We start from the raw sequence: 7,774 nt of genomic DNA on the forward strand, positions 1-7,774 counted from the left end.
CAGCCAAGCGCAGCGGACCGGCGCCGCAGGCGCACAGGAAAGCCCCCCGCGGCGGGAGAGCCAACAACGTGGGAGGCCAGCCAAGCGCAGCGGACCGGCACCGCAGGCGCACACGAAACGCCCCCCGCGGCGGGAAAGCCGACAACGTGGGCAGGCAAACCGGGGACGGATAGGGTTCGCCTACGTGCGAAACGAAGACCCCCGAGGGCCGACCTCGGAATCCCGCAAGCGCCCCGCGCTTGCTTGGCTATTGCTGCCGTACGCGCTCTTCCTGGCCGCGCTGCCATTCGTCAACCGGGTCACCCCGACCGTCCTCGGCCTGCCGTTCCTCTTCTTCTGGATGCTGCTGGCGACCCTGCTGACCCCGGCAGCCGTCTGGCTGGCCCGCCGCGGCGACCTGCGCCGGGGGTACGGGCGGAACGCCGGCCCGGCCGGCGGCGAACCGGCCGGCGGAGGGCCCGGCGGGGCCGGACTGGACGGGGGCCGCGGATGAACGCCACCGTCGCCACCACCATCTTCGCCGCGTTCATGGTGCTGACCGTCGCCCTCGGCCTGCTGGCCATCCGGGGCCGGGGCTCCGGCGGCGGGCTCGCCGAGTGGTCCGTGGGCGGCCGCAGCCTGGGGACCCTGTTCATCTGGGTGCTGATGGCCGGCGAGAGCTACACCAGCTTCAGCTACCTCGGCGCGGCCGGCTGGAGCTACAACTTCGGCGCGCCGGTGCTCTACGTCCTGGCGTACATGTCCTGCGGCTACGCGATCGGTTACGTCGTCGGCCCGATGCTGTGGGCCTACGCCCGCCGGCACGGCCTGGTGTCCGTCACCGACATCGTGGCCCACCGCTACCGCCGCCCCTGGCTCGGCGCCGCCGTCGCCGTCCTCGCCACCGTCTGCCTGCTGCCGTACATCCAGCTTCAGATCACCGGCATGGGCGTGGTCGTCTCGACCATCTCGTACGGCGCGATCAGCCTCAACTGGGCGTACTTCATCGGCTTCGCGGTCACCACCGGCTTCGTGGTGGTCAGCGGGCTGCGCGGCAGCGCCTGGGTGTCGGTGCTGAAGGACATCCTGGTCATCGCCACCCTCGGCTTCCTCGCGGTCTACGTCCCGCTGCACTACTTCGGCGGCTACGGCCCGTTCCTGCACCGGATCACCGCCGAGAAGCCGCAGTGGCTGACCTTCCCCGGCCACGCCTCCGGCGGGCTCGGCCAGACGTGGTTCATCACCACCACCCTGATCAACTCCCTGACCGTGGTGATCTTCCCGACGACCGTGGCCGGCTACCTCGGCGCCCGCAACGCCGACGCGCTCCGCCGCAACGCGCTCTACCTGCCCTTCTACAACGTCCTGCTGTATGTGCCGATGCTGCTGGGCCTGGCGGCGCTGTTCGTCGTCCCCGGCCTGACCGGCGCCGGCTCCAACCTCGCGCTGTTCAAACTGGTCGTGGACTCCCTGCCGGCCTGGGCGGTCGGTGTGATCGGGGTCGCCGCGGCGCTCTCCTCGATCGTGCCGATGGCGGTGTTCATGCTGGTCATCGGCACGATGTGGGGGCGCAGCGTGCTGGGCGCGGTGCCCCGCCTGGCGTCCCGCCAGAAACTCTGGTCGCAGCTGGTCGTGGTCGCCGCCGGCGCCCTCGCGCTGCTCCTGACCTACACCGCGCCCAACACCCTGGTCCGGCTCTCCCTCATCTCCTACGAGGGCATGGCCCAACTGGTGCCGATGCTGCTGCTGGGGCTGGTGTGGCGGCGGCTGACGCTGTACGCGGCGGTGAGCGGCCTGGCCGCGGGCTTCACGCTGGTCTGCGTGCTGGTCTTCGGCGGCCACGACCCCGTCTGGGGCGTGAACGCCGGGATCGTCGGCCTGGCGGTGAACGTGCTGGTGGCCCTGGCGGTGACCTGGCTGGGCCCGCGCGACCGCGCCGACGACCGCCCGGACGCGGAGGTCCTGGCCCTGGACGACGAGTTCCCCCGGGCCGCCCCCACCGCCCCGGACGCCGACCGGGCGGGCAGCGCCCGCACGTAGCGCGCCCGGCCGCAAAGTTCCCGCCGCCCGCGAATTCACTACACAGAGTGATTTCGCGGGCGGCCCACCCGCCCCGCGACGCGGAGCCGCTACTCTTGAGTCACTACCGAACGCAAGATCGATAGGACGACTGACCGGACGACTGACCGGGTGACCGATCGGACGACTTATCGGGCGCGCGGCCTCACTTGGCACGCACCGGGAGCACGGAGAGGGAGGGGGACACCGGAGAGATGTACCGCATCGCCGACGCCTGGCGGCTCTACACCACCGCCCTGTTCCTGCTCCTCGCCGGGCTGCTGCTCGCCCAGACCGGGCTGACCACGACGCTGGCCGCCGCCGCGACCACCGCCGCGGTGCTGCTGCTGTGCAGCGCCCTCGCGCTGGCCGCCGCCGCCCGCCCCGTCCCACCGGGCCGCATACGCACGGCCATCCGCGACCGCGAGCGCCGTACGGCCTTCCTGCCGCAGCGCGACCCCGACGCCGCCGGGCGCCCGCGTCCGCGAGCACCGGGCCGCGCCCTCCCGGCGGCCGCGTAGCCGCTCCGGCGCCCGTTCCTCCGCACCGCCCGGCCAACTGGCCCGGCGGCCTCGGAGGCACCCCTGGCACACCGGGCCTGGCCGGCCCGATCCGCCACCCCCGTTCCGCCGGCGCGCGTTCGCGCGGCTCGTCACGCCGTCTCCACCTTCCGGCACGACGAGACCCGTGGAGGGCTCACCCATGTCCGTTTTCGGCATCCTCGGCGACGCGCTGGCGCGCGGCGCCCACGCCATCGAACCGCTCTTCGGCAGCGCGGCCACCGCCGCCGCCATCGTCCTGTTCACCCTCGGCGTCCGCGCCGCCCTGCACCCGCTCGCCCGGGCGGCGGCCCGCGGGGAGAAGGCCCGCGCCGCCCTCGCCCCGCAGGTCGCCGCCCTCCAGCGCACGTACCGCGGCGACCGCGAACGCCTCCAGCAGGCGATGGCCGACCTCTACGCCAAGAACGGCTCCTCGCCGCTGGCCGGCTGCCTGCCGACCCTCCTCCAACTGCCCGTCTTCTTCGTGATGTACCACCTCTTCTCCCGCGGCGACGGCCCGCTCGCCGGTCACACGCTGCTGGCCGCGCCGCTCGGCGGCACCTGGCGCCAGGCGCTCGCCGACGGCGGGGTGTTCGGGGCCCAGGGCCTGGTCTACCTCGCGCTGTTCGTCCTGATCGCCGCGGTCGCCACCTGGAACTACCGCCGCGCCCGCGCCGCGGCGGCCGCCGCCCCGGCCCCCACCGAGGGGGCGATGCCCGGTATGGGCGCGATGAGCAAGCTGATGCCGCTGCTGTCCTTCGGCATGCTGATCACCGTGGCGGTGGTCCCGCTCGCGGCCGGCCTCTACACGGTCACGACCACGATCTGGACCGCCTGCGAACGGGCGCTGCTGCACCGCGACAAGCCCCAGCCGGCGCCCCAGCCGGCACCGCAGTCGGCGCCGAAGCCGCGGCCTGACGCGCAGCAGTCGTCCGCGCCGCGGGCTCAGCAGCCGCCCGCCGGGCGCCGGGGCGGGCCCAAGACGCGGGCGGCGCGGCAGAAGGCGGCGCGGGCGCGGGCCAACAGCGCCGCCCGGACGGCCCCGTCCGGCGCACCGTCCGCCCCGCAGGACCGTGGCAACGGCCCCGCCCCGATCGTTACTACCCCTCAGTAACGGTCCAGTCCGTGAACGGGGTCTTGCGGACTGGACCCCGTTCTTGGACGATCGGCCAAATCGCTCGATGGCCGTCCCCCATCGGCCGGCCTGGAAGACCGCTTCCAGGACCGACCCTTCGACCACGGGAGTTGTAACGATGAAGCTGCTGCGTGTCGGAACGGTGGGGGCGGAACGCCCGGCGCTGCTCGACGGATCCGGCGTGCTCCGGGACCTGTCGGGCCTGGTCCCGGACATCGACGGCGCACTGCTCGCGGACGACACCGCGCTGGCCCGCATCCGGGCCGCCGAGGCCGCCGGCGAACTCCCCGCACTGGACGCCGACGGGCTGCGCATCGGCCCGCCCGTCGGCCGCATAGGCAAGGTCGTGTGCATCGGGCTGAACTACCACGACCACGCCCGGGAGACCGGCGCGGCCACCCCCGAGGAACCGATCATCTTCCTCAAAGCCCCGGACACCGTCGTCGGCCCCGATGACACGGTCCTCATCCCGCGCGGCAGCGAGAAGACCGACTGGGAGGTCGAACTCGCCGTCGTCATCGGCCGCACCGCCCGCTACCTGGAGACCGACGAGCAGGCCCTGGCGGCGGTGGCCGGCTACGCGGTGGCCCACGACGTGTCCGAGCGCGCCTTCCAGATCGAACGCGGCGGCCAGTGGGACAAGGGCAAGAACTGCGAGACGTTCAACCCGCTGGGCCCCTGGCTCGTCACCGCCGACGAGGTCCCGGACCCCCAGGCCCTGGGCATCCGGCTCTGGGTCAACGGCGAACTGAAGCAGAAGGGTTCGACCGCCGACCAGATCTTCCCCGTCGCGGAAGTCGTCCGCTACGTAAGCCAGTTCATGACGCTGTACCCCGGCGACGTCATCAACACCGGCACACCGGCGGGGGTGGCCATGGGCCAGCCCGACCCCAAGCCGTATCTTCGGGCCGGCGACGTGGTGGAGCTTGAGGTTGACGGCCTGGGCCGTCAATCCCAGACCTTGCGGTCTGCCTGACCCGTTGCCGTTTGCCCCGCCGCGGGGCTTGCTGTTTTTCGCGCCTGCGGCGCGTGGGCTTGCGCCTGCGGCGCAATGGGTTTCCGCTGCGCGGGGCTTTCGGGGTGCGGTGACGGGTCTCCGGGGGTGGTGTGTCGGACTGCTTCGCTTTACGTCCGACACACCACCCCCGGAGACCCGTCCCCTCCCGTGGGGGGTCATGAATACGGCCGGTGGGGCCTGACGTAGGTGGGTCAGCGCGAGTCGTGTGTTGAGGGTGAGCGCCCAGCAACCGATGACGAGCCGCACCGGCCCACCGGGACCGGCCCCAACGGACAGGGAAATCCACCCCCCTCGGGAGGGGACGGGTCTGCGGGGTGGGGGTGTGCCGGACGTAAAGCGAAGCAGTCGAAGCTCAACGCGCCGCAGGCGCGAAGAAAAACAGCAACCCGCGCGGCGGGAAAGCCAGCTACGTGGGGCTCACGCGCAGCCGCGCGCTTGGCGTCGCGCCGCCTCAAGCACGCGCAGCGTCGCCGCCGCCTCCGCCGCCGAGACCGGCGGAGCCACCCCGTCGCGGAGGGACCGCACAATCCCCGCGTAGTACGCCGGATAGTCGCCGCGCAGCGTCCGCACGGGGACGCCACCCCCCGTCTGGGGGGACTCCCCGGAACCGAGCCGGCCCCAGCAGGACTCCGGCTCCACGCCCCAGGCGTCGTCGGCACCGCCGCCGGAGGCGGGTCGCTGGCCGGCGCGGAGGGCGGCCTCCTGGGGGTCGAGGCCGTACTTGACGTAGCCGGCGCGGCTGCCCAGGACGCGGAAGCGCGGGCCGAGTTGGGCGGTGGTGGCGCTGACCCAGAGGTGGGAGCGGACGCCGCCGGCGTGCGTGAGGGCGATGAACGTGTCGTCGTCGGCCTCCGCACCGGCGCGGCGGATGTCGGACTCGGCGTAGACCGAGAGGGCCGGGCCGAAGAGGGTCAGGGCCTGGTCGACGAGGTGGCTGCCGAGGTCGTAGAGGAGTCCGCCGAGCTCCGCGGGGTCGCCGGATTCGCGCCAGCCGCCCTTGGGGCGCGGCCGCCACCGTTCGAAGCGGGATTCGAAGCGCTGGACGTCGCCGAGCGCGCCCTCGGCGAGGAGCGCGCGGACGGTGCGGAAGTCGTTGTCCCAGCGGCGGTTCTGGAAGACGGAGAGGAGCAGTCCGCGGCGGTCGGCGAGCGCGGCGAGCTGTTCGGCCTCGGCGGCGGTGGCGGCCAGCGGTTTGTCGACGACCACGGCGGTGCCGGCTTCCAGGGCGGCGGTGGCGAGCGGTACGTGGGTCTTGTTGGGGGAGGCCAGCACGATCAGGTCGAGGTCGCCGGCGGCGGCCCGGTCCAGGACCTCGTCGGCGGTGGCGACCGTGCGGACCTGCGGGTGCTCGGCGCGGGCCTGGGCCTGCCGTTCGGGGCTGCGGGTGGAGACGGTGTCGAGCAGCAGCCCGTCGGTGGCGGCGATCAGCGGGGCGTGGAAGACCGAGCCCGCCAGGCCGTAGCCGATCAGGCCGACGCGGAAGGGGGAGGCGGGCGCTGCGGGTGCTTCCGGTGCCTTGGGCGCCATGGGTTCTTCGGGGGCGGTCATGCCTTCCACTTTCGCAACGCTGTTGCGTAAGCGCAAGCAGTGCGGAGAATGGGGGCGTGAGCAGGAGTGCTGAGGGCGAGGGCAGGGACGGGGAGGGCGCGCGCCGGGACCGCGGCGGCGCCGGCCGGGCGATCGGCAGCGGCCGGGCGACCAGGGGCGGCCAGGCGATCGGCACCGGCCAGGCGAGCGGCGGCGGGCTCCCGGGGGCGCCCGGCGGCGCCAACCTGCTCGCGTTGCGCGGGCACAACACCGCGCTGGTGCTGGGGCTGCTGCGGTCGGCGGGGGAGGCGGGCGCGAGCCGGCTGGAGCTGGCCGAGCGGACCGGCCTCACCCCGCAGGCGGTCAGCAAGATCACCGCCCGGCTGCGGGCCGCCGGCCTGGTCGCCGAGGCGGGCCGCCGGGCGTCCACGGGCGGCAAGCCCCGTACGGTCCTGCGGCTGGTGCCCGGCGCCCGGCACGCGATCGGCGTCCACCTGGACCGCGACGAGATCACCTGCGTCCTGGCCGATCTCACCGGCCGCCCGGTCGCCGTCCGCCGGGCGCCGCTGGACTTCGCGGCCGGCGCCGGGCCCGTCCTGGCCGCCGTGGACGCCGAGGTCGCGGCGCTGCGGGCGGACGCGGGCGGGCCGCCGGTGCTCGGCGCGGGCGTGGCCTGCCCGGGGCCGCTGGACCACACCGCGGGCGTACTGCGCCAGGTCACCGGCGCCCCGCGCTGGGACGGCTTCCCGCTGCGGGACGCGCTCGCCGACCGCCTCGGCCTGCCGGTCGTCCTCGACAAGGACACCAACGCGGCGGCCCTCGGCCTGACCCGCGCGCCGGAGGGGGCCGGCGGCTCGTTCGCGTACGTCCACCTGGGGACGGGGCTGGGCGCCGGGCTGGTCCTCGGCGGCGGGCTCTACCGGGGGCCGCGCACCGGGGCGGGGGAGTTCGGGCACCAAGTGGTGCGGCTCGACGGGGAGCCGTGCGGCTGCGGGCGGCGCGGGTGCGTGGAGGCGCTGTGCCTGGCGGCGGTGGCGCGCGGCGATCTGCCGGCCGCGGCGCGGGTGCTGGGCGTGGCCGCGGCCAACCTCGTCGAACTCCTCGACGTCGAGCGGGTGCTGCTGGGCGGCCGTACGGTCCTGGCGCATCCGGAGGAGTTCCGGGGCGGGGTGGCGCGGGTCCTGGACGAGCACGCGGCACTCCGTGGCGGCGACTCGGCCCGGGGACCCGGGGGATTCGGGGGGCCCGGGGAATCCGGGGCCACCCCGGCCGTACCGGTGGCGCTCGCCCCCGGCGGCACCCGCGCGGTCGCGGACGGCGCGGCGGAGCTGGTGCTGGCGGACCTGTTCCGGTGACGGTGAGCGGGAGGGCGCGCGACCGTGGGCAGGGGCGGCCGCGGGCAGGGGCGGGCGCGGCCATGCCCCGGGCGGCCGGCCCCGGCGAACCGCGCGGGCCGGTGGCCACCCCGCCCACCGCGACCAAAAACGCCCCGCCCCGCCCGCCGGGCCCCGACCCGCC

7 protein-coding genes are annotated in these 7,774 nt (G+C 74.8%); 6 read left to right on the forward strand and 1 reads right to left on the reverse strand.

Going from position 1 to position 7,774, the window contains the following annotated elements; all coding sequences use genetic code 11:
- The first annotated feature begins 184 nt into the window (after positions 1-184).
- The 5 genes from ADL22_RS10355 (at position 185) to ADL22_RS10375 (ending at position 4,687) form a co-directional block, all read left to right on the forward strand.
- Positions 185-493: a DUF3311 domain-containing protein gene (locus ADL22_RS10355; protein ID WP_079064004.1), complete on the forward strand. Its 309-nt coding sequence runs from the start codon at positions 185-187 to the stop codon at positions 491-493.
- The gene (locus ADL22_RS10360) at positions 490-2,019 is read left to right on the forward strand and encodes a sodium:solute symporter family protein (protein ID WP_066976063.1); all 1,530 of its coding nucleotides are present in this window, start codon (positions 490-492) and stop codon (positions 2,017-2,019) included. The genes ADL22_RS10355 and ADL22_RS10360 overlap by 4 nt, the downstream gene beginning before the upstream one ends.
- 233 nt (positions 2,020-2,252) lie before the next feature.
- Positions 2,253-2,558 carry a DUF6412 domain-containing protein gene (locus ADL22_RS10365; protein ID WP_066976065.1) on the forward strand — a complete coding sequence of 102 codons (306 nt, stop codon included), beginning with the start codon at positions 2,253-2,255 and terminating at the stop codon, positions 2,556-2,558.
- 181 nt (positions 2,559-2,739) lie between these two features.
- Positions 2,740-3,690 (forward strand): YidC/Oxa1 family membrane protein insertase, encoded by a 951-nt coding sequence (locus ADL22_RS10370; RefSeq protein ID WP_066976067.1) that lies wholly within the window; start codon positions 2,740-2,742, stop codon positions 3,688-3,690.
- 139 nt (positions 3,691-3,829) lie between these two features.
- Positions 3,830-4,687: a fumarylacetoacetate hydrolase family protein gene (locus tag ADL22_RS10375; protein WP_066976069.1), complete on the forward strand. Its 858-nt coding sequence runs from the start codon at positions 3,830-3,832 to the stop codon at positions 4,685-4,687.
- Positions 4,688-5,146: 459 nt separating this feature from the next.
- Here ADL22_RS10375 and ADL22_RS10380 read toward each other — a convergent pair whose 3' ends face one another.
- On the reverse strand, positions 5,147-6,277 hold the full coding sequence (locus ADL22_RS10380; RefSeq protein ID WP_066976072.1) for a Gfo/Idh/MocA family oxidoreductase: 1,131 nt from the start codon (positions 6,275-6,277) through the stop codon (positions 5,147-5,149).
- A gap of 167 nt (positions 6,278-6,444) precedes the next feature.
- Between ADL22_RS10380 and ADL22_RS10385 the strand changes: the two genes are divergently transcribed.
- A complete protein-coding gene (locus ADL22_RS10385; protein ID WP_066976074.1) occupies positions 6,445-7,611 on the forward strand; it encodes an ROK family transcriptional regulator in 1,167 nt (388 codons plus the stop codon).
- Positions 7,612-7,774 lie beyond the last annotated feature (163 nt).

The sequence above is a fragment of the Streptomyces sp. NRRL F-4489 genome (assembly GCF_001509485.1).
Lineage (GTDB): Bacteria > Actinomycetota > Actinomycetes > Streptomycetales > Streptomycetaceae > Streptomyces.

Coding starts and splice junctions, on each gene's coding strand:
- ADL22_RS10360 (WP_066976063.1), top strand. CDS start 490: ATGAACGCCACCGTCGCCACCACCATCTTCGCCGCGTTCATGGTGCTG.
- ADL22_RS10365 (WP_066976065.1), top strand. CDS start 2,253: ATGTACCGCATCGCCGACGCCTGGCGGCTCTACACCACCGCCCTGTTC.
- ADL22_RS10370 (WP_066976067.1), top strand. CDS start 2,740: ATGTCCGTTTTCGGCATCCTCGGCGACGCGCTGGCGCGCGGCGCCCAC.
- ADL22_RS10375 (WP_066976069.1), top strand. CDS start 3,830: ATGAAGCTGCTGCGTGTCGGAACGGTGGGGGCGGAACGCCCGGCGCTG.
- ADL22_RS10380 (WP_066976072.1), bottom strand. CDS start 6,277: ATGACCGCCCCCGAAGAACCCATGGCGCCCAAGGCACCGGAAGCACCC.